Source organism: Sphingomonas sp. Leaf257 (assembly GCF_001422185.1).
Classification (GTDB): Bacteria; Pseudomonadota; Alphaproteobacteria; order Sphingomonadales; family Sphingomonadaceae; genus Sphingomonas; species Sphingomonas yabuuchiae.
The window spans coordinates 332,863-352,822 of record NZ_LMMH01000001.1; the positions used below are offsets into that span (position 1 = coordinate 332,863).

The 19,960-nt window shown below is 66.5% G+C and carries 20 protein-coding genes; 3 read left to right on the plus strand and 17 right to left on the minus strand.

Going from position 1 to position 19,960, the window contains the following annotated elements; genetic code table 11:
• Positions 1–181 precede the first annotated feature (181 nt).
• The 8 genes from guaA to ASF14_RS01615 form a co-directional block, all read right to left on the minus strand.
• On the minus strand, positions 182–1,735 hold the full coding sequence (guaA, locus tag ASF14_RS01580) for a glutamine-hydrolyzing GMP synthase (protein ID WP_056430543.1): 1,554 nt from the start codon (positions 1,733–1,735) through the stop codon (positions 182–184).
• Positions 1,736–2,039: 304 nt separating this feature from the next.
• Entirely contained in the window at positions 2,040–2,462 is a 423-nt protein-coding gene (gene rplQ / locus ASF14_RS01585; protein ID WP_056430546.1) for a 50S ribosomal protein L17, read from the minus strand.
• A gap of 245 nt (positions 2,463–2,707) precedes the next feature.
• A complete protein-coding gene (locus ASF14_RS01590; RefSeq protein ID WP_056430549.1) occupies positions 2,708–3,772 on the minus strand; it encodes a DNA-directed RNA polymerase subunit alpha in 1,065 nt (354 codons plus the stop codon).
• An 88-nt stretch (positions 3,773–3,860) separates the two neighbouring features.
• Positions 3,861–4,250, minus strand: a complete 390-nt coding sequence (gene rpsK, locus ASF14_RS01595) for a 30S ribosomal protein S11 (RefSeq protein WP_042486392.1) — start codon at positions 4,248–4,250, stop codon at positions 3,861–3,863.
• Between the two features lie 95 nt (positions 4,251–4,345).
• A complete protein-coding gene (gene rpsM, locus ASF14_RS01600; RefSeq protein WP_042486395.1) occupies positions 4,346–4,714 on the minus strand; it encodes a 30S ribosomal protein S13 in 369 nt (122 codons plus the stop codon).
• Between the two features lie 158 nt (positions 4,715–4,872).
• Positions 4,873–5,121: a hypothetical protein gene (locus tag ASF14_RS01605; protein WP_056430553.1), complete on the minus strand. Its 249-nt coding sequence runs from the start codon at positions 5,119–5,121 to the stop codon at positions 4,873–4,875.
• 167 nt (positions 5,122–5,288) lie between these two features.
• Positions 5,289–6,644: a sensor histidine kinase gene (locus ASF14_RS01610; protein ID WP_056430556.1), complete on the minus strand. Its 1,356-nt coding sequence runs from the start codon at positions 6,642–6,644 to the stop codon at positions 5,289–5,291.
• Positions 6,641–7,333 (minus strand): response regulator transcription factor, encoded by a 693-nt coding sequence (locus tag ASF14_RS01615; protein ID WP_056431327.1) that lies wholly within the window; start codon positions 7,331–7,333, stop codon positions 6,641–6,643. The genes ASF14_RS01610 and ASF14_RS01615 overlap by 4 nt, the downstream gene beginning before the upstream one ends.
• Before the next feature lie 360 nt (positions 7,334–7,693).
• On the opposite strand from ASF14_RS01615, the gene ASF14_RS01620 reads away from it, so the two are divergent.
• Both ASF14_RS01620 and ASF14_RS01625 read left to right on the plus strand, forming a co-directional pair.
• Positions 7,694–9,154 (plus strand): sensor domain-containing diguanylate cyclase, encoded by a 1,461-nt coding sequence (locus ASF14_RS01620; RefSeq protein ID WP_056430559.1) that lies wholly within the window; start codon positions 7,694–7,696, stop codon positions 9,152–9,154.
• Between the two features lie 249 nt (positions 9,155–9,403).
• Complete coding sequence (locus tag ASF14_RS01625) at positions 9,404–11,575, plus strand: primosomal protein N' (protein WP_056430564.1); 2,172 nt, start codon at positions 9,404–9,406, stop codon at positions 11,573–11,575.
• A 321-nt stretch (positions 11,576–11,896) separates the two neighbouring features.
• Here the strand turns inward: ASF14_RS01625 and ASF14_RS01630 are convergent, their stop codons facing one another.
• The 8 genes from ASF14_RS01630 to ASF14_RS01660 form a co-directional block, all read right to left on the minus strand.
• The gene (locus ASF14_RS01630) at positions 11,897–12,148 is read right to left on the minus strand and encodes an ATP synthase F1 subunit epsilon (RefSeq protein ID WP_056430567.1); all 252 of its coding nucleotides are present in this window, start codon (positions 12,146–12,148) and stop codon (positions 11,897–11,899) included.
• Between the two features lies 1 nt (position 12,149).
• A complete protein-coding gene (locus tag ASF14_RS01635) occupies positions 12,150–12,332 on the minus strand; it encodes a hypothetical protein (protein ID WP_007405111.1) in 183 nt (60 codons plus the stop codon).
• Positions 12,332–13,804 carry a F0F1 ATP synthase subunit beta gene (gene atpD, locus ASF14_RS01640; protein ID WP_056431330.1) on the minus strand — a complete coding sequence of 491 codons (1,473 nt, stop codon included), beginning with the start codon at positions 13,802–13,804 and terminating at the stop codon, positions 12,332–12,334. The genes ASF14_RS01635 and atpD overlap by 1 nt, the downstream gene beginning before the upstream one ends.
• A complete protein-coding gene (locus tag ASF14_RS01645; RefSeq protein ID WP_056430570.1) occupies positions 13,804–14,400 on the minus strand; it encodes a hypothetical protein in 597 nt (198 codons plus the stop codon). Before ASF14_RS01645 ends, atpD begins: the two co-directional genes overlap by 1 nt.
• Before the next feature lie 50 nt (positions 14,401–14,450).
• Positions 14,451–14,822 (minus strand): hypothetical protein, encoded by a 372-nt coding sequence (locus ASF14_RS21200; RefSeq protein ID WP_156360983.1) that lies wholly within the window; start codon positions 14,820–14,822, stop codon positions 14,451–14,453.
• Between the two features lie 26 nt (positions 14,823–14,848).
• The gene (locus tag ASF14_RS01650; RefSeq protein ID WP_056430573.1) at positions 14,849–15,724 is read right to left on the minus strand and encodes a F0F1 ATP synthase subunit gamma; all 876 of its coding nucleotides are present in this window, start codon (positions 15,722–15,724) and stop codon (positions 14,849–14,851) included.
• A 128-nt stretch (positions 15,725–15,852) separates the two neighbouring features.
• Positions 15,853–17,382, minus strand: coding sequence for a F0F1 ATP synthase subunit alpha (atpA, locus tag ASF14_RS01655; RefSeq protein WP_056430575.1), 1,530 nt, complete (start codon positions 17,380–17,382; stop codon positions 15,853–15,855).
• 7 nt (positions 17,383–17,389) lie between these two features.
• Complete coding sequence (locus ASF14_RS01660; RefSeq protein WP_056431333.1) at positions 17,390–17,959, minus strand: F0F1 ATP synthase subunit delta; 570 nt, start codon at positions 17,957–17,959, stop codon at positions 17,390–17,392.
• Positions 17,960–18,180: 221 nt separating this feature from the next.
• On the opposite strand from ASF14_RS01660, the gene ASF14_RS01665 reads away from it, so the two are divergent.
• Complete coding sequence (locus ASF14_RS01665) at positions 18,181–19,023, plus strand: bifunctional transcriptional activator/DNA repair enzyme AdaA (RefSeq protein WP_056430578.1); 843 nt, start codon at positions 18,181–18,183, stop codon at positions 19,021–19,023.
• Positions 19,024–19,120: 97 nt separating this feature from the next.
• Here the strand turns inward: ASF14_RS01665 and murI are convergent, their stop codons facing one another.
• Positions 19,121–19,918 (minus strand): glutamate racemase, encoded by a 798-nt coding sequence (gene murI, locus ASF14_RS01670; RefSeq protein WP_056430581.1) that lies wholly within the window; start codon positions 19,916–19,918, stop codon positions 19,121–19,123.
• Positions 19,919–19,960 lie beyond the last annotated feature (42 nt).

A 19,960-nucleotide genomic window follows, 5' to 3' on the forward strand; every position in this document is an offset into this window, starting at 1 on the left:
GTGGAGGGGTGTCCCGGTTCGTGGGAACGGTCTACCCTCGCGAATGGTGACACCCCTCCGTCAGGGCTGCGCCCTGCCACCTCCCCTTACAGGGGAGGAATAAACGGCCTCTACATCCGCGGTGCCTTGCGGCACCGAATAACCAAGCCGCAGCCCCGCCCCGCGGGGCCGCGAGCCTTGGTTATTCCCACTCGATCGTGCCGGGCGGCTTGCTGGTATAGTCGTACACGACGCGGTTGATGCCCTTCACCTCGTTGATGATCCGGGTCGTCACGCGCGGCAGGAAGTCGCCGGGGAAGTCGAAGGCCTGCGCGGTCATCCCGTCGACCGAGGTCACCGCGCGCAGCGCCAGCACCGAGTCGTACGTCCGGCCATCGCCCATCACGCCGACCGAGCGCACCGGCAGCAGCACCGCAAAGGCCTGCCAGATCGCGTCGTACAGACCCGCCTTGCGAATCTCTTCGAGATAGATGGCATCCGCCTTGCGCAGGATGTCGCAACGCTCGCGCGTCACTTCGCCGGGGATGCGGATCGCCAGGCCAGGTCCGGGGAACGGGTGGCGGCCGACGAACACGTCGGGCAGCCCCAGCTCGCGACCCAGCACGCGGACCTCGTCCTTGAACAGCTCGCGCAACGGCTCGACCAGCTTCATGTTCATGCGCGCCGGAAGGCCGCCGACATTGTGGTGGCTCTTGATCGTCACCGACGGGCCGCCGGTGAAGCTGACGCTCTCGATCACGTCGGGGTAGAGCGTGCCCTGCGCCAGGAACTCGGCCCCGCCGATCTTCTTGGCCTCGGCCTCGAACACGTCGATGAAGGTCTTGCCAATGAACTTGCGCTTGGCCTCCGGGTCCGTGACGCCCGCCAGACCGTCCATGAACAGGTCCTGCGCGTCCACATGGACCAGCGGGATGTTGTAATGGCCGCGGAACAGGCTGACGACCTGTTCGGCCTCGCCCTGGCGCAGAATACCGCCATCGACGAACACGCAGGTCAGCTGGTCGCCGATCGCCTCGTGGATCAGAAGTGCGGCCACCGACGAGTCGACCCCGCCCGACAGGCCGCAGATCACCCGGCCCTCACCAACCTGCTCGCGAATCTCGGCGATCTTGGCGGCGCGGAACTCGGCCATGGTCCAGTCGCCGGAGACCCCTGCGACATGGCGCACGAAATTGGCGATCAGCTTGGCGCCGTCGGGCGTGTGCACGACTTCGGGGTGGAACTGCATCGCATAGATGCGGCGCTCGTCATTGGCGATGATCGCATAGGGCGCGCCAGGGCTGGTCGCGACCACGCGGAAGCCCGGCGCCAGCGCCGTGACCTTGTCGCCATGGCTCATCCACACCTGATGCCGCTCGCCCGTCGCCCACAGGCCGTCGAAAAGGGTGCATTCGCCCTCGACGGTGATGAACGCCTCACCGAACTCGCCGCTGTCGCCCTTTTCGACCTTGCCGCCCAGCTGCTCAGTCAGCGCCTGCTGGCCATAGCAGATGCCCAGCATTGGCAGGCCGCTGTCGAGGATCGCCTGCGGAATGCGCGGGCTATTCTCGTCGACGACCGAGGCGGGGCCGCCCGACAGGATGACCGCGGCGGGGTTGATCCGCACGAACGCCTCTGCGGCGGATTGGAAGGGAACGATCTCGCTATAGACCCCCGCCTCGCGCACGCGGCGCGCGATGAGCTGGGTGACCTGGCTGCCGAAATCGACGATGAGGATGCTGTCCGGGTGCTCCATGGCGGTCCGATAGCGATGTCTTTTGCGAAAAGCTACCGGGGCGGACGTGTTTTGCGTGGTGTGGATAGCGGCAATGAATAAGCTAGCAACGCTGTCGCTACGTCGGAACGCGATACTTGGCACGCCCCTCCCGCAGGCGGGAGGGCATGCCACAGGCGATGGTCTCGGTGAGACACCCTGCCCTCCCCCCGGCCCCCTCCCGCCTGCGGGAGGGGGAGCGGAGAATGAGGGAATGGGACAACGAAAAAGGGCCGCCCCATCGCTGGAGCGGCCCTTCCTCGAAGGTCTTCGAGAAGCGCGTAAATTACGCAGCTTCGTCGAAATCTTCCTCGTTCATGACCGGACCCGAATCCTGGCCCTTCGCCGAGACGTCGCGATCGACGAACTCGATGATCGCCATCGGCGAGGCGTCCGACGCGCGGATGCCGGCCTTGATGATGCGGGTATAGCCGCCGTTACGATCGGCATAACGCGACGCCAGAACGTCGAACAGCTTCACCAGCTGCGCGTCGTCGAGCAGGCGGGCATGGGCCAGACGACGGTTCGAGAGACCGCCCTTCTTCGCCAGGGTCACCAGCTTTTCGACGTAGGGACGCAGTTCCTTCGCCTTGGCGACGGTGGTGGTGATCTGCTCGTGCTTGATGAGCGCGGCCGACATGTTGCGGAAAAGCGCGGTACGATGAGCCGAGGTACGCTGCAGCTTACGGCCGCCGACGCGATGACGCATGGGTAGTTCCTTCGTTCGTTAAGGGGCCGTGTCACGGAACCCCAGAGCCGGTGACCGTCAAGGCCGTCACCTTCGCCTGTCTTGTTGCCCTCCGGCTTTCACCGGGGAGCGGGTCAGCAAAGCTGCTGGAGAGCCGGACCGGATCACGGCAAAGCCGCGATCCTGACGTCGAACGGGTCGCCCTTCGGCGACCCGCCGGCCGGGCTTGCGCCGTCTCGCGGATAGCGTCGCTATCCGCGTGCGGCTCAGCCCATGATCTCCTGTTCCAGCTTCTTGGCCATTTCCTCGATATTCTCGGGCGGCCAGCCGGGGATTTCCATGCCCAGGCGCAGACCCATGGACGACAGCACTTCCTTGATTTCGTTCAGCGACTTGCGGCCGAAATTCGGAGTGCGCAGCATCTCGGCTTCGGTCTTGCCGACCAGATCGCCGATATAGATGATGTTGTCGTTCTTGAGGCAGTTCGCCGAACGCACCGACAGTTCCAACTCGTCGACCTTCTTGAGAAGGTAACGGTTGATCTGCTGCGCATCGCTCTGCGGCTCGCCACCGGCGGCGGGGATCGCCGCCTGGCCCACGGGGGCCGCGCGGGTGAGCGCCGAGTCGTCGAAGTGCACGAACAGCGCCAGCTGGTCCTGAAGGATGCGCGCGGCGTAGGCCACGGCGTCTTCCGGGGTGACGGTGCCGTCGGTCTCGATCGAGAGCGTCAGCTTGTCATAGTCCAGGTCCTGGCCGACGCGGGTCGGATCGACCTTGTACGACACCTGACGGACCGGCGAGTAGAGCGCATCGACGGGGATCAGACCGATCGGCGCATCGGCCGGACGGTTCGACGCGGCGGGGACATAGCCCTTACCGATGTCGGCGGTCAGTTCCATGTTGAACGTCGCGCCTTCGTCGAGATGGCAGATCACCAGGTCCTTGTTCATGACCTCGATGTCGCCCGACACGGCGATGTCGCCGGCCTTGACGGTGGCGGGACCGGTCGCCGACAGCTGGAGACGCTTGGGGCCTTCGCCCTGCATGCGGATCGCGAGCTGCTTGACGTTCAGCACGATGTCGGTGACGTCTTCACGCACACCGGCGAGCGACGAGAACTCGTGCAGCACGTTCTCGATCTTGATCGAGGTCACCGCCGCGCCCTGGAGCGACGACAGGAGCACGCGGCGAAGCGCGTTGCCCAGCGTCAGGCCGAAGCCACGCTCCAGCGGTTCGGCAACGAACGTCGCCTTCCGCTTGCCATCGCCACCCTTTTTCTCGAGCGCGTTGGGCTTCTTCAGTTCCTGCCAGTTCTTTGCGTTGACAGACACGTGGTTCCCCTGAGTTGTGGGCCGGAACGGGGACGGTTCCAGCCATGGAGAGAGGCATGGCCGACTCGTCAGCCGGCCATGGGAAGCATCAGACGCGGCGACGCTTGGAAGGCCGCACGCCGTTGTGCGGGATCGAGGTGACGTCGCGGATCGAGGAGATCTGGAAACCGACCGCCTGCAGCGCGCGCAGCGCCGACTCGCGGCCCGAACCCGGACCCTTCACTTCGACTTCCAGGGTGCGGACGCCGTGCTCGGCGGCCTTCTTGCCCGCGTCTTCCGCTGCGACCTGCGCCGCATACGGGGTCGACTTGCGCGAGCCCTTGAAGCCCATCATGCCGGCCGACGACCACGAAATGGCGTTGCCCTGGGCATCGGTGATGGTGATCATGGTGTTGTTGAAGCTGGCGTTCACATGGGCGACGCCGGCGGTGATGTTCTTGCGCTCGCGACGGCGAATGCGCTGCGGTTCACGTGCCATTGAATGAAAGTCCTGACCTAGTATCCTGATGCGGAGAGCGGCGGGCGGTCAGCCACAAGCCTGCCTCCGGCGGAGTAATTCGTCCCCCGGACGAATTACTTCTTCTTGCCTGCGATCGGCTTAGCCTTGCCCTTGCGGGTGCGCGCGTTGGTGTGCGTGCGCTGGCCGCGGACCGGCAGGCCCTTGCGGTGACGCAGGCCGCGATAGCAGGCCAGGTCCATCAGGCGCTTGATGTTCATCGCGGTTTCGCGACGCAGATCGCCTTCCACCGTGTGATCGGCGTCGATGGTCTCACGGATCTGCAGCACTTCCTGGTCCGAAAGGTCCTGGACGCGACGATCAGCGGCGATGTTCAGCTTGGCAGTGATTTGCTTCGCCTTGGCCGGACCGATGCCGTGGATATAGGTCAGCGCGATCAATACGCGCTTGTTGGTCGGGAGGTTGACACCCGCAATACGTGCCATGAAACTTGTTCTCCTAGCTCCACGGAGCATGGCATGGCCGCACATGCTCCATCTCAACGCGATGGTTCCGCCACGCGGAATGGCGACGCACGTAACGCGCGCGTCGTTCAACCGGGGGTGTTGGAAGGACGGTCAGTTAGGCCCCGCGCAACACCCTGTCAAGCGATCGGTTCCACAAACTTCGCCGATTGCAGCCGCTTGAGCGTCAGCCAGCGGCGGAAGGACACGACCGCCCACACGATCTCGACGACGCCGAACGGCCAGGCGCCCTGGAGAAATCCATAGGCCGACCCCGCGACGCACCCCAGGCAGAAGCCCAGCGTCCACCAGTGCGACCCCGATTCCATCGCATAGCAGACCAAGGTGAAGGAAACGGCGAGCAGGCCGAACAGGGAAAGCGTGTCCATGCGCCGGGGTGTAAAGCGCTGAGGCAGCGGGGCAAGTCATAGTAATTCCTCCCCTTGCAGGGGAGGTGGCAGGCCGAAGGCCTGACGGAGGGGTGTAGCGCTATCGAGAGGGGGACACCCCTCCGACGCGCTGCGCGCGCCACCTCCCCTGCAAGGGGAGGAACAGCTTACGGGATCACCAGCCGCGCGATCAGGCCGGGCGCATTGTCGGCCAGATCGAATCGTCCGCCGTGCAACCTTGCCACCGCCTCGATCAGCGCCATGCCCAGCCCGGCCCCCGGAGTTGTGCGGGCAGTGTCGAGTCGCCCGAAGCGCTTCAACGCCTGCGCCCGGTCCGCCTCGGCGATGCCGGGGCCGTGATCCTCGACCTGGAAGATGATTCCCTCCGCCCCCTCGCGCAGCCGCAGCGTCACCTCACCGCCCGACGCGCCGTGCTTCAGCGCATTGTCGATCAGGTTGGACAGCGCCTGGCTCATCAGCTCGCGGTGCAGCGGCAAGGGCGCAGGGCGCGCCTCCACGTCGATCAGGAAACGCAATCCGGCCTCCTCGGCGACCGGGGCGTAGAGTTCGCCGATCTCCTCGACCAGCTCGACCGGCGAGGCCAACGTAAAGCGGTCGCGCGTCACCGACTCGGACCGGCTGATCTCGATCACCATGGTCAGCATCCGCATGATGAGATCGGTCTCGACCAGCAGACCGCCTAGCGCCGCCTCGCGCTGCGCCGGGTCGGCGATCAGCACCGCCTGCTCGGTCTTGGTGCGCAGGCGGGCGAGCGGCGAGCGCAGGTCGTGCGCCAGGCTGTCGGTGACGACGCGCAGTTCGGCCATCAGCTGTTCGATCTTGCCGAGCATCGCATTCAGCCGCTCGGCCAGCCGGTCGAAGGCGTCGCCTTCGTCATTGCCGTCGCGGACCAATCGCACGCGGCGGGTCAGGTCGCCCTCGCCCGCCGCATCGATCACCGCGACGATAGTATTGAGCCGCCCCGTGACATAGCGCGCCAGCACCAGCCCAGTGCCCACCCCCAGCATCAGCGACAGGAACACCGCCAGCGCCAGCGCGCGCTCGATCGCCACCTGCTGCGCCTCGATCAGGTCGAGCGGACGCCCGACCAGCAGCCAGTCATGGCCGATGGGATGGAGCGTATACCCCGCCTCCCGCGCGTTCCACACACCGTCGCGGCCCAGCACCGCGATGCGGAACGGCGTGTCGGCCAGCGGCACGGCCAGATGGCGCGGCGCATAGCCCGCGATCCGGTGCCCCTGCGGATCGAAGATCGCCAGCACCAGCGACACGTCACCCGGCTCGCGCGCTTCCTTGATCGCATCGGCGAGGGCGGGCAGCGCCCCGGTCCGCCATACGGCGCGCAGGGCATCGGCCTGTTCGACGATCTCGCGGTGAAGCGCCGCCACCGCATCCGCACTGGTCTGCTTCCAGATGAAGCCGACCAGCGCCAGATTGGACACCAGCGCAAGGATGATCGACAGCAGCGCGATCCGCGCCGAGATCGTCAGCCGGGGCTTCACCCTTCGACGGCCAGCCTATAGCCCGCGCCGCGCACCGTATGCAGGATCGGGCTGCCGAACCCCTCTTCCAGCTTGCGACGCAGCCGCCCGATATGGACATCGACCACGTTCGATCCCGGGTCGAAATGATAGTTCCAGATCTTCTCCAGCATCATCGTGCGGGTGACGACCTGGCCCGCATGACGCGCCAGGAACTCCAGGAGGTTGAACTCGCGCGCGCCGACCGGGATGATCTTGCCCGCCCGCGTCACGGTGCGCGCCAGCAGGTCGATCTCCAGATCGCCGACGCTCAGCTTGGTGCGGGTCGGCTCGGACGCGGCGCGGTCGGAGCGGCGGACCAGCGCCTCGATCCGCGCCGACAGCTCGGCGAAGGAGAAGGGCTTGCACAGATAATCGTCCGCGCCCGCCTTCAGCCCGTCGACCCGGTCGTCGACCGTGGCGAGCGCCGAGAGCACGAGCACCGGCGTCGAGATACCCGCGGCGCGGATCGCGCTGACCATCGCCAGCCCGTCCAGCCGCGGCAGCATCCGGTCGGCGATGATGAGGTCGAATATGCCCTCGCTCGCCAGGAACAGGCCATCGCGGCCATCCCCGCATTGCTCGACGGCATAACCCGCCTCGGCCAGCCCCTTGGCGACATAGGCGGCGGTCGAGGCGTCATCTTCGACGATCAGGATTTTGCGGCTCATCGGCTCGTCTGCTCCGTCATTGGGCGACATTCATCATTGCGGCGGCATCGCGAGGTCGCTCGATCCCGGCTCACCGCTGCTGCCGCCAAGGAAAGACCGGCGGGAAGCGCTCTTCCCGCCGGCCGCGACGGCACCCCCGGGAGTGTCGGGTGCCGAGCTCTTCGAACTCCGTGGGGCAAAGGGCTACATCCCGTCGGGATACCCCGGGGTGACCACAATGTGACAAATGCGTCATCCACCCCATCCGCGGTTCGGCCGGTCGCGTTCTGTAATTTCGATCACACAAAAAGCCGAATAAATTCTTATGCTTCCGTCCATTTTTAAGGTTCTGAAAACTCTTTTGGTTATGGTCCGCACATCATGATGGAAGCCCCCCTTACCATCCCCGCGCCGTTCGACGAGGAACGCCGCCTGGCCACGCTCCAGGCGCATGCGCTGCTCGACAGCGAGCCGGAGGCGGAGTTCGATGCGCTCGTCTCGCTGGCCGCCGAGATGCTCGGCTGCCCGGTGGCGGCGTTGACCTTGGCGGACCGGGACCGTTTCTGGGTCAAGTCGGCGATCGGCGACCTGCCCCGACAGATGCCGCGCAACGTCGCCTTTTGCGATCATACCATCCACTCAAGCGATGTGACGATCGTCCCCGACCTCAGCCGCGATCCGCGTTTCGTGGTCAATCCGTTCGTGACGGGCGAGGCGGGGACGCGTTTCTATGCGGGGATGCCGATCCGTGTGCCCGATCTGGACGGCTCGCCCCAGGCGATCGGCTCGCTCTGCGTCATGGACGCCATGCCGCGCTCGCTGAGCCCGGCGGGGGAACAGACGTTGCGCCATCTGGCGCGGCTGGCCGAGGCGCTGATCGCCGCCCGCGCCATCGCCCGACGTGCCAACGCCATGGCCGAACTCAGCGAGCGACAGGCCGCCGATCTGCGTGCCAAGGATCGCACCGTCCGCCAGGTCGAGCGGCTGGCGATGATCGGATCGTGGCGGATCACCCTGGCTGACGGTCAGGCCATGTGGTCCGAGGGGGTATACCGCATTCACGAACTGAACCCCGGCCAGCATTTCACGGTCGACCAAGGCCTGTCCTATTACCCGCCCGCCGCGCGCGAGGTGCTGCGCAATACCATCGCGCAGACGGTGCGGACCGGCGATCCGTTCGACATCGAGCTGGACTTCATCACCGCGCTGGGCCGCAAGCGACGGGTCCGCGTGATGGGCGAGCGCGAGATGCTGGACGGCGAGCCGCACGGACTGGTCGGCATGTTCCAAGACGTGACCGAGCGCCACGCGCTGGAAACCCAGCTGCGCCGCAATGCGGATACCGACGCGCTGACCCTGCTCGCCAACCGCGCCGCCTTCGACCGGACGCTGGAGGCGGCGATCGCGGAGTCCGTCGGCAAGGGCGAGCCGCTGGCGCTGGTCCTGATCGATCTGGACGGCTTCAAGCTGATCAACGACACGCTGGGCCACCCGGCGGGGGACGAGGTGCTGCGCATCGTCGGCCAACGCCTGCGCTCCGACTGGCTGGACGGCAGCTTCGTCGCGCGACTGGGCGGCGACGAGTTCGGACTGATCGTCCGCGACCCTGCGCTGCTGACCGATATCGACGCCCTGCGCGCGCGGATCGAGGCGTTGCTGACCATCACGATCACCATCGACAAGCTGACCATGAGTTGTGCTGGCACGGTCGCGGTGACGCTGCGCCCCGAGGATTGCCGGACCAACCGCGATTTCATGCACCATGCCGATAGCCGCCTCTATGGTGCCAAGCGCGACCGGGTGGGCGAACGCCGACGCGGCGACCGGCGGCGGGCGGGTTAGGTCAAATCGGCACGCGTCTTGTTTTATCCTCCCCTCTCCCCTGGACAGGGGAGAGGGTTAGCGGAGCTTGCCAGTTTACTGGCTATCGCAGCTGGGACTAGGCCTTTGCTCGCGCAAAGACCAAGTCTGCGCAACCCTCTCCCCTCTGCGAGGGGCGAGGGAAGTACGTGTCTTCAAATGTCGATCCGCCCTGGACCGCGTAGCACTGGCCCCTTCCCTCGCCACCGTGCCGCCCCATATAGCGGGTCCATGTCTTCGCGCGCCCGCGTCCTCGTCCTGAACTCCGCGCTCGGCCCCCTCGACTATCGTGTGCCGCACGGGATGACGGTCGAGCCGGGGTCGATCGTCGTCGCGCCGCTCGGGCCCCGCCAATTGCTCGGGGTGGTGTGGGAGCCTGAGCGGATGCCCTCCGACGCCGAGGTCGGTGACAATCGCCTGCGCCCGCTGCTGGGCGTCGCCGATGCGCCGCCCCTGCCCGATGCGCTGCGGCGGCTGATCGAATGGACGGCGGACTATTATCTCGCGCCGCCCGCTGCCGTCGTGCGCATGGCCCTTTCGTCCACCTCCGCGCTGGAGGGCGCACGGACCGTCACCGAATATCGCGTCACCGGCCATGTCCCCGACCGCCTGACCCCGCAGCGGGCACAGGCGCTGGAGCGGATCGGCGACCGCCAGGGTCTGATCCGCGAGTTGGCGACGATGGCCGATGTCTCCGACGCGGTGATCCGGGGGCTGGTGAAGAACGGCGCGATCGAAGGCGTCGAGGTCGATATCGACAGCCCCTTCCCACTGCCCGATCCCGACCATCACCGCCCCGCCCTGTCCGAGGACCAGCGCGCGGCGGCGGACATCTTGGTCGCGGGCGTCACCGCGCATAGTTTCCAGCCGGTGCTGCTCGACGGCGTCACCGGATCGGGCAAGACCGAGGTGTATTTCGAGGCGGTGGCGCAGGCGATTGCCGAGGGGCGGCAGGTGCTGGTCCTGCTTCCCGAGATCGCACTGACCGAGCCGTTCCTCAAGCGGTTCCACGACCGCTTCGGCTGCGAGCCGGTGGCGTGGCATTCGGGCCTGCGCTCGTCGCAGCGACGCCGCGCCTGGCGGGCCATCGCCAGCGGCCAGGGGCTGGTGACGGTCGGCGCGCGCTCGGCCTTGTTCCTGCCCTATCGCAATCTTGGGCTGATCGTCGTCGACGAGGCGCATGAGACCAGCTTCAAGCAGGAAGACGGCGTTCATTACCACGCCCGTGACGTCGCGGTGATGCGCGGCAAGTTCGAGCCCTGCCCGGTCATCCTCGCCTCCGCCACCCCCGCCATCGAAACACGGCAGCAGGTCGCGCTGGGCCGCTATACCGAGGTCAAGCTGCCAGGCCGCTTCGGACCCGCGCAGATGCCGACGATCGAGGCGATCGACCTGATCCAGAACCCGCCCGAGCGCGGCCGCTGGATCGCGCCCAAGCTGGTCGCGGCGATGAAGGAGGTGCTGGAGAAGCGCGAACAGTCGCTGCTCTATCTCAACCGGCGCGGCTATGCCCCGCTGACCTTGTGCCGGACCTGTGGGCATCGGTTTCAATGCCCCAACTGTACCGCCTGGATGGTCGAACACCGGCTGGTCCGGCGGCTGGCTTGCCATCATTGCGGCCATGTCCTGCCCACGCCGCGCGCCTGCCCCGAATGCGACGGCGAGGATACGCTGGTTGCCTGCGGCCCCGGCGTCGAGCGGATCGCCGACGAGGCGACGGCGCTGTTTCCCGAAGCGAAGATCGCGGTCGTCACCTCCGACACCATCTGGTCCCCCGCCAAGGCGGCCGAGTTCGTCGGGCGGATGGAGGCGGGCGATATCGATATCGTCGTCGGCACGCAGCTGATCACTAAGGGCTATCACTTCCCCAACCTGACCCTGGTGGGCGTGATCGATGCCGACCTCGGGCTGGACGGCGGCGACCTGCGCGCGGCGGAACGGACCTTCCAGCAAATCCGGCAGGTGTCGGGGCGTGCCGGGCGCGGGGCCAAGCCGGGGCATGTCTTCATCCAGACGCACAGCCCCAAGGCGCAAGTGATGCAGGCGCTGGTGACGGGCGATGCGGAGGCTTTTTATACGGCCGAGACCGAGGCGCGCCGCGATGCGGATGCGCCGCCCTTCGGCCGCTATGCCGCGATCATCGTGTCCTCGGAGGATCAGGGCGCGGCCCAATCGGCGGCCGGAATGATCGCGCGGGCCGCGCCCAAGGTCGACGGGATGCACGTCTTCGGCCCCGCGCCGGCGCCGCTGGCGATGCTGCGGGGGCGGCATCGGTTTCGGCTGCTGGTCCATGCCCGGCGGGCGCTGGCGGTGCAGGATGTGATCCGCGAGTGGCTGGGCGGGCTGGAATGGTCGGCTAAGGTGCGCGTCGCGGTGGATGTGGATCCGTACAGCTTTTTGTAAGCGCGCCGATCGCCCCAGACACGCCCCTCCCGCAAGCGGGAGGGGATGGGGGAGGGAAAGGCCGCGGGCGTAAGTCTCTGCGAGACTCCCTGCCCTCCCCAAACCCCTCCCGCAAGCGGGAGGGGCTTACCGCATGGGGACGGGTTTTCCCTTGGCCTTCGACTTCGCTCAGGCTGAACGGATGTTGGTGTAAGACCCTGTTCCCCTCGCCCCGTTCAGCCTGAGCGAAGTCGAAGGCCACGCCCCGCCCTCACCACAAACGAAAACGGCCGCAGCTACCGCCGCGACCGTCTCAAAACCCGGTAGAAAGGCGAAACACCCTTACCCCGCATGTTCCGCCAACACGGTCAGGCCCTTGGGCCCCACCTCGGCGAAGCCACCACGGATCTGGATCGATTCCGGCTCGCCCTTTTCGGTGCGGTAAACCTGGATCGCGCCGTCGCGAACGGTCGACATGAAAGGCGCATGGCCTTCCAGCACGCCGAAATCGCCCTCGGTGCCGGGGACGACCACCATATGCACCTCCTCCGAGCGGAGGAGCTTTTCGGGGGTCACGAGTTCGAAGTGCAGCATGTCAGGGTCTCGTTTCAATCGCGCGGTCGAACGCGGTGATGGCCGCGTCGAACTTGTCCCGGCAACCAGGATTGCAGAAGCCGACCACCGCGCCGCGATAGACCGTCAACCCGTCGTCGCTGATCGGCTTACCCGACCAGGGACAGACATCGTTGACCGCGTCCTCGCGGCGCGGCGCGGACATCAGGCTTCCTGCGCCAGCTTCTCGGCCTTGGCGACGGCTTCGTCGATGCCGCCGACCATGTAGAAGGCCGCTTCCGGCAGATGGTCATACTCGCCGTCGACCACCGCCTTGAACGAACGGATCGTGTCTTCGATCTGGACGAACTTACCCGAGATGCCGGTGAAGACTTCCGCGACGTGGAAGGGCTGCGACAGGAAGCGCTGGATCTTGCGGGCGCGCTGGACGGTCAGCTTATCCTCTTCCGACAGCTCGTCCATGCCCAGGATCGCGATGATGTCCTGCAGCGCCTTGTAGCGCTGAAGCAGCGACTGGACCGCACGGGCCGTCTCATAATGCTCCTGGCCGACGATGCGCGGCTCAAGCACGCGGCTGGTCGAGTCGAGCGGGTCGACGGCCGGGTAGATGCCCAGCTCCGAGATAGCACGGTTGAGCACGGTCGTCGCGTCCAGGTGGGCGAACGAGGTGGCCGGCGCCGGGTCGGTCAAGTCGTCGGCGGGCACGTACACGGCCTGCACCGAGGTGATCGAACCCTTGTTGGTCGAGGTGATGCGCTCCTGCAGCGCGCCCATGTCGGTCGACAGGGTCGGCTGATAGCCCACGGCCGACGGAATACGGCCGAGCAGCGCCGACACTTCCGCACCCGCCTGGGTGAAGCGGAAGATGTTGTCGACGAAGAACAGCACGTCCTGGCCTTCCTGGTCGCGGAAATATTCCGCGATGGTCAGACCCGACAGCGCGACGCGAGCGCGGGCGCCCGGCGGCTCGTTCATCTGGCCGTACACCAGCGCGACCTTCGAGCCCTCGCTGATCGCATTGCCCTCGGCGTCCTTGGCGATGACGCCCGCGTCGAGGAATTCGTGATACAGGTCGTTGCCCTCGCGGGTCCGCTCACCGACGCCCGCGAACACCGAGGTGCCGCCATGGCCCTTGGCGATGTTGTTGATCAGTTCCTGAATCAGAACCGTCTTGCCGACGCCCGCGCCGCCGAACAGGCCGATCTTGCCGCCCTTGGCGTAAGGAGCGAGAAGGTCGATGACCTTGATGCCGGTGACCAGGATCGCGCTCTCGGTCGACTGCTCGATGAACTCGGGCGCCTTGGCGTGGATCGGCGCGCGCAGGTCGGTGGCGACCGGGCCACGCTCGTCGATCGGCTCGCCGACGACGTTCAGGATGCGGCCGAGCGTCGCCGGGCCGACGGGCACGCGGATCTGCGCGCCGGTGTCGGTCACGGTCTGGCCGCGGGTCAGACCCTCGGTCGTGTCCATCGCGATCGTGCGGACGGTGTTCTCGCCCAGATGCTGCGCGACTTCGAGCACCAGGCGGGTGCCGTTATTGTCCGTCTCCAGCGCCGACAAAATCGCGGGCAGGTGATCGGGGAAGTGAACGTCGACGACCGCGCCGATGACCTGGGCGATCGTGCCGACATTGTTGGTGGCCGTGGTCGGCCGGATGTCCTCAGCGGCGGTTGCCATCATTGCTTCCTTGGTTCGGTAGAGCCCGAAATCGCTTCGGGGCGGGCTTCGGGGCGGGTAAAGGTTACGACCAGACGGCGGCCACCGTCGATCTTGTCACGGGTAACACGGTAATCGGCGCCGGTCAGGTGGCCGGTGGTGGCGCTTTCATTCTGGATCGCGGCCGTGACCGCATCCTTGCCGTCTAGACCCAGCTGATCCATCGGCTTGGTCACCCAGCGGATGAACTGCGTCTTGGCGAACGGGCTGGTATCGAGATTGACGAGGTCGAGCGAGAAGCGGACTTCATTCAGCCGCGCTGCGTCGCCCTCGACGATCAGATTGCCCATATTGACCGGCGACACCGACGGATCGGCCATCGGGGTGGCTTGGGCGATCGCGCGGGTAGCACCCTGGACGGGCGCGTAACCGCTCATGCGAAAGCCCATCCGGTCGAGCAGGCTGACCGTCTCGGGCGCATGGGCGAACACGGTCGCCCAGCCGCCTGTCACGAACGGCGTCGGCGAAGCCTTGGGCGCGTCCTTCGGCTGGTCGGACGCCTGGCCGCATCCGGCCAGAGCGACCGTCAGGCCCAGAAGGAGCGCACGCTTTAGCACAGCGCCAAACCACCCGTTGCAAAAGAATACTTAAAATCCACGTTATTCTTTCAGCTTTTACCAAGCACCACTCGGATCATTTCCGAATGAGATGCCATCCAATGACCTACAAGCTTACCGAGCAATTCAATGCTATTTTCCGATGAAGGTATCGGATACATCCGGGAAAAGCTTACTACACCATCACCGAGTGCCATCGTGGCATAATAAAATTCGGAGTTCCAGTCGTTTGCATCAACTTCATCCAATCCAACTGGATTTGGAAAAAGCGACTCAAAGATAAACCCCTCGTATGCTTCAGCGCTGCCCTGCTCGACCAAAAACGTAAGCTGGGTCTTAACCGCTCCGTTCGCAAAGAAAACCGCAGGATAGTCCCCATGCGACGAGACGCCGACCTCGGCTTGAATGCCGAGCTTCCTCAACTCCCTCGCTATGGGTTTAATGCTTGTCACAGCGCCTCGGCGCCCGAGATGATCTCGACCAGCTCGGTGGTGATCGCGGCCTGACGCGTACGGTTATACTGGATCGACAGACGGCGGATCATGTCGCCCGCATTGCGCGTGGCATTGTCCATCGCGTTCATCTGCGAACCGTAGAAACCGGCCTGGTTTTCCAGCAGCGCGCGGAAGATCTGCACCGCGACGTTGCGCGGCAGCAGCGCGTCGAGGATGTCCTCCTCGCTCGGCTCGAACTCGGCAACCGCCTCGACCGAGGTCTCACCCTTGCTGGGCGCGGGCATCGGCACGGGGATCAACTGCTGCGAGACGGGGTCCTGCACCAGCGCCGAGACGAACTTCGAGTAGAACAGATGCGCCACGTCGAATTCGCCGCGCTCGAACCGCGCGATCAGGTCGTCGGCGATTTCGCGGGCGTCGTCGAACTTGGGCGCCTTGATCGCGCTCATGTCGTGATCGGCGAGGATCGCGTTCGGGAAGAAGCGCTTCAGCACGCGCCCCTTCTTGCCCGCGAGGTAGAACTTCACCGTCTTGCCCTGCGCGGTCAGCTCTTCGGCCTTGCGGCGCGCGGCGCGGACGATGTTGGTGTTGAACGCACCCGCTAGACCACGCTCCGAGGTGGCGACGACCAGCAGCTGGACATCGTCCTTGCCGGTGCCCGCCAGCAGCGGCGACGCACCGACGCCACCGACGCGTGCGGCCATACCGGCCATCACCGCTTCGAGACGCTCGGCATAGGGACGGCCGTTCTGCGCCGCGTCCTGCGCCCGGCGCAGCTTGGCGGCGGCGACCATCTTCATCGCCTTGGTGATCTTCTGGGTCGACTTGACCGAGTTGATCCGGATCTTGAGGGCCTTGAGGGACGCCATCTTAGTCCTTCTTCTCCCTCTCCCCACGGGGGAGAGGGCCGGGGTGAGGGGCTGCCACGGATGAGACGGCCTGTCTGGCGCCCCTCACCCAACCCTCTCCCCGGAGGGGAGAGGGCTTACATGCCGTCTTACGCGAAGATCTTCGCGAACTGGTCGAGCGCGGCCTTGAGCTTGCCCTTGGCCTCGTCGCCCAGATCCTTGGTGTCGCGGATCATCGCCAGCACATCGGCGTGATCGTTGCGCAGATAGGCGAGCATCGCCGCTTCGTAGCGGACGACCTGCGCCACCGGCACATTGTCGATATACCCGTTCGTGCCCGCGAAGATCGACGCGGTCTGCTCCTCGAAGGGCAGCGGCGAGAACTGCGGCTGCTTGAGCAGCTCGGTCAGGCGTGCACCGCGGTTCAGCAGCTTCTGCGTCGAGGCGTCGAGGTCCGAGCCGAACTGCGCGAAGGCGGCCATTTCGCGATACTGGGCGAGCTCCAGCTTGATCGAGCCCGACACCTTCTTCATCGCCTTGGTCTGCGCGGCCGAGCCGACGCGGCTGACCGACAGACCGACGTTGATCGCCGGGCGGATGCCCGCGAAGAACAGGTCGGTTTCGAGGAAGATCTGGCCGTCGGTGATCGAGATCACGTTGGTCGGGATGTAGGCCGACACGTCGCCCGCCTGGGTCTCGATGATCGGCAGCGCGGTCAGCGAACCGGCGCCGTTGGCGTCGTTCATCTTGGCCGCACGCTCCAGCAGACGGCTGTGCAGATAGAAGACGTCGCCAGGGTACGCTTCACGGCCCGGCGGACGGCGCAGCAGCAGCGACATCTGGCGGTACGCGACGGCCTGCTTGGACAGATCGTCGAACACGATCAGCGCGTGCATCGCGTTGTCGCGGAAATACTCGCCCATCGCGGTGCCGGTGTAGGGCGCGAGGAACTGAAGCGGGGCGGGCTCCGACGCGGTCGCGGCGACGACGATGGAATATTCCATCGCGCCATTCTCTTCGAGCGTCTTGACCAGCTGCGCCACGGTCGAGCGCTTCTGACCCACGGCGACGTAGATGCAGTAGAGCTTCTTCGACTCGTCGGTGCCGGCGTTGACCGTCTTCTGGTTGATGAAGGCGTCGATCGCGACGGCCGACTTGCCGGTCTGACGGTCGCCGATGATCAGCTCGCGCTGGCCACGGCCGACGGGAACGAGGGCGTCGATCGCCTTCAGGCCGGTCTGCACCGGCTCGTGCACGCCCTTGCGCGGGATGATGCCCGGTGCCTTCACCTCGACGCGGCGACGCTCGGTCGCCTCGATCGGGCCCTTGCCGTCGATCGGGTTGCCCAGGCCGTCCACGACACGGCCCAGCAGGCCACGGCCGACCGGCACGTCGACGATGGTGCCGGTGCGCTTGACGGTGTCGCCTTCCTTGATCTCGGCGTCCGAGCCGAAGATCACGACGCCGACATTGTCGGCTTCGAGGTTGAGGGCCATGCCCTGCACGCCATTGGCGAACTCGACCATCTCGCCCGCCTGGACATTGTCGAGGCCGTAGATGCGCGCGATGCCGTCACCGACGCTCAGCACCTGGCCGGTCTCGCTGACCTGGGCCTCGGTGCCGAAATTGGCGATCTGGTCCTTGATGACCTTGGAGATTTCTGCGGCGCGGATATCCATGGGAACGTCAGCCTTTCATCGCGCTGGCGAGCGCATTCAAACGGGTGCGGATCGAGCTATCGATCATCTGGGAACCGATGCGGACGACAAGCCCGCCGAGCAGGTCGGGATCGACCGACAGGTCGACCGACACCTCGCGGCCGACGCGGGTGCGCAGCTGCTGCTTCAGCTGGGCGACCTGTCCTTCCGTCAGCGGGTGGGCGCTCGTCACTTCGGCCGCGACCTCGCCGCGATGGCGGCTGGCCAGCTGGCGGAAGGCACGGATGATCTGCGGCAGCGCCGAGAGGCGCCGATTCTCGGCGAGGACGCCGAGGAAATTCTTGGTCACCCCGTCGAGGCCCAGCGTGTCGGCGACCGCCAGGATCGCCTTGACGGCGGCCCCGCGCGCCACGACCGGACTCTTGGTCAGCGCGACCAGATCCTTATCGGCGGCCAGCGCATCGCGAAGGGTCACGAGGCTCGCCTCGATCGTGTCGATCGAACGGCCCTGTTCAGCCGTTTCGAACAGCGCGAGCGCATAACGTCCACCCAGGCTCGCCTGGATGCCGCCTGTGCCGCTTATAGTACCGCCGGACATCTCCACGGATGCGAATTCCTCGAACAACGAACGGGTTGGCCCCATGGGGAACGGGGCGCGAAAAACGCGCCTCCGATGGGTTGGCGGGCGGTTAGCATCGGGAACCTTTGGATGCAAGCTGCGTGGCACATGTTATGACAGGTTGGTGACGCAAGCGTGAGAGCTTTGGCCGCAAGCCGTGGGATGAAAGCCACAATGGATTTTGCCACAATCGTCCGGCCATGACCGACACCCCGCCCGCCCCCGCCCGCAACGCCATCGACGAAGACACCGCCTGGGCCACCTTCGTCGCGCGCGACCGGTCCGCCGACGGCCGGTTCGTCGTCGCGGTGAAGACGACGGGCATCTACTGCCGCCCGAGTTGTGCGGCCCGGCGCCCCAGACGCGAGCATGTCCGGTTCCTGGACAGTCCACAGGCCGCCCGTGCGGAAGGCTTCCGCGCCTGCCTGCGCTGCCTGCCCGATGCCGTGACGCGCGACCGGCAGGCGGTGGCGGCGGCGATCGCCCTGATCGAGGCGGCGGAAGCCCCGCCGTCGCTCGAAACGCTGGCGGCGCAGGTCGGCTATACCCCGCATCATTTCCACCGGCTGTTCAAGCGCGCGACCGGGGTGACGCCCGCCGCTTATGCCAGGGCACGTCGCTCGGCCCGTGCCGCACAGGCGCTGGCCGCCGAACCCAGCATCACCGCCGCACTGTACGAGGCAGGCTATGCCGCCCCCAGCCGTTTCTATGCGGACAGCGACCAGCGGCTGGGTATGGCGCCGGGACAATGGCGGCGTGGCGGCGAAGGGGTGAGCGTCGGTTGGACCATCGCGCCTTCGCCGATGGGGCCGCTGCTGGTCGCGACGACCGACCGGGGCATCGCCCGGATCGCCTTCGAGGAGGACGAACAGGCGCTGGTCCGGTCGCTGCCCGCCGCCGATATCCGCCCGGCGGACGAACCCCGACGCGACCAGATCACCCGGATCGTCACCGCGACCGACATTCCCGACCCGCAGCTTGCCGAACCCGCGCGGCGTACCGCCTTTATCGAGGCGGTGTCGCGGGCGCTGCTGGGGGCATGACCGACCGGGAGTTCGTACGTCATCTACGCCCCGACTTGGCTTGGGTTAGCCGGGCTTGGCGCGCGCCCCTCGTCGGTTCAATGCGAACGAAGGGCCGTCAAAGAGCCTCGATCCGCGTGAACCCCCGCGCCGCCAGCCCGGGCGCCAGCGCATGTTCCCGGTCGCTGAGCCGCGTGAACACCGCCACGCCCTCGCCCGCCGAGGCGGGCCAGTCCTGTCCCTCTGTCAGGAACGCGATTCGCCGCGCGATGCCAGGCCCGCCGTCGACGAAACGCATCGACCGAGGGGCCGCCGCCGCCAGTTCGGCCTCGACCAGCGGGAAATGGGTGCAGGCATTGACGATGACGTCGATGGCGTCGCCGCCCTCTTGCCCGAACAAGCCGCCCAGCACCGCCGCAAAGGCTCGGGAGGAAAGGGACTCGCCACGCAGCTTTGCCTCGGCCAGTTCCACCAGTTCGGCCGAGCCGTGCCGGACCACCCGACAATCGCCGGCAAAGCGCGCCGCCAGATCGTCGACATAGGCCTGCCGCACCGTCGCGCGCGTGCCCAGCACGCCGATGGTGCGCGTCTCGCTCATCGCCGCCGCCGGTTTGATCGCAGGCACAGTGCCGACCACCGGCAGGTCCAGCGCCGCGCGCACGGCGGGCAGTGCAATGGTCGAGGCCGTGTTGCACGCGATCACGATCAGGCGCGGCCGATACCGCTCCGCCAGTCTCCCGAGCAGCGCGGGCACCCGGCCCGCAATCTCCGCCTCGGTCTTCTCGCCATAAGGAAAGCCCGCACTGTCGGCGACATAGACGAAGGGCGCGGTCGGCAAGGCGGCGCGTGCAGGCCCCGCGATCGACAGCCCGCCCACACCGGAATCGAAGAACAGGATGGGACGCGCATCGCTCATCCCCGCCTCATAAGCGCCGTGCGCGTCCGAAACCAGAGCCGC